The 1,425-nt window shown below is 63.0% G+C and carries 1 protein-coding gene; it reads left to right on the forward strand.

Annotation, left to right across the window (positions count from 1 at the left end; translation table 11 throughout):
• Positions 1-131 precede the first annotated feature (131 nt).
• The gene (locus tag D8U18_RS25455) at positions 132-1,088 is read left to right on the forward strand and encodes an alpha/beta hydrolase (protein ID WP_131108863.1); all 957 of its coding nucleotides are present in this window, start codon (positions 132-134) and stop codon (positions 1,086-1,088) included.
• Positions 1,089-1,425: the final 337 nt, after the last annotated feature.

Genomic DNA, 1,425 nt, shown 5'->3' on the forward strand with positions numbered 1-1,425 from the left:
AAACGTTAGTGGCGAGGGAGCTTGCTCCCGCTGGACTGCGCAGCAGGCCCATTCTTGGGGCCGCTTCGCAGCCCAGCGGGAGCAAGCTCCCTCGCCACAGGTTCCCTTTATTGTGTAAAAGGATTCGTCCCATGGCCGTACTGCCAGAACTTGAAGCATTCCTCGAACTCGCCGAGTTCGGCCGTCTGACCGGTAAAAATCGTCCGATGCACGAACAGACGCCGCAACAGGCGCGGATCGACTTCGAAGCGTCCTCGGGCTTTCTCGATGTGCCGCTGGCGCACATTGCTTGCGAAAACTTCAGCATCGCCGCGCGGGATGGTTACAGCCTCGCGGCTCGCCTGTATCGCGACGGGCAAGCGGCCGATGGCCTGCAACCGGTGATGTTGTATTTCCACGGCGGCGGATATGTGGTCGGCAGCCTCGATTCCCACGATGCGTTGTGCCGTCGGCTGGCGGCGCAGGGTGGTTTTGCCGTGTTGATGGTGGATTACCGGTTGGCGCCTGAATGGCGTTTTCCAACCCCGGTGCAGGACGCCTGCGATGCCGGCAACTGGCTGGTTCGCGAAGGCGCGGCGCGTGGCCTGGATGCATCACGGGTGGCACTGGCCGGCGACAGCGTCGGTGCGACCCTGGCCACGGTGTTGTCGTTGATTGCCGTGCGCGACCCCGCAGAACTGGCGTTGAAGCCCAAGGCGCAGTTGCTGGTGTATCCGGTCACCGACGCCACCACTCACCGCGCTTCGCATCGCGACTTTGCCGAAGGTTACCTGCTGGAAACCCCGACCCTGGACTGGTTCTACGCCCACTACGGCCGCACTCCGGCAGACCTGGCGGATTGGCGCTGCTCGCCGTTGTTGGCTGAAGACTTGTCGGGCGTGGCCCCGGCGCTGGTGTACCTGGCCGGGCATGATCCGCTGCATGACGAAGGGCTGGCCTATGCCGAGCGTTTGCGCGCTGCCGGCAATGACCTGACCTTGCTCGAACAACCAGGCATGACCCATGATTTCTTGCGCATGGCGGGGTTGTTGAGGGAGGTGGAAGGGATTCACCGTGAAGTGGCGGGGTGGGTGCGTTCGCGCATGTGAGATGAAACCAGATCGTTCCCACGCTCTGCGTGGGAATGCCTCAACAGACGCTCTGCGTTCGGCTGTTGAAGGGACGCGGAGCGTCCCGGGCTGCATTCCCACGCGGAGCGTGGGAACGATCCAAAAAGTGGCGGGGTGGGTGCGTTCGCGCATGTGAGATGAAACCAGATCGTTCCCACGCTCTGCGTGGGAATGCCTCAACAGACGCTCTGCGTTCGGCTGTTGAAGGGACGCGGAGCGTCCCGGGCTGCATTCCCACGCGGAGCGTGGGAACGATCCAAAAAGTGGCGGGGTGGGTGCGTTCGCGCATGTGAGATGAAACCAGATCGTTCCCACG

This window comes from Pseudomonas sp. Sample_10, from assembly GCF_004321495.1.
Taxonomy (GTDB): Bacteria; Pseudomonadota; Gammaproteobacteria; order Pseudomonadales; family Pseudomonadaceae; genus Aquipseudomonas.

Excerpts from the sequence above, each read along its gene's own strand:
- D8U18_RS25455 (WP_131108863.1), top strand. The coding sequence starts at position 132 with ATGGCCGTACTGCCAGAACTTGAAGCATTCCTCGAACTCGCCGAGTTC.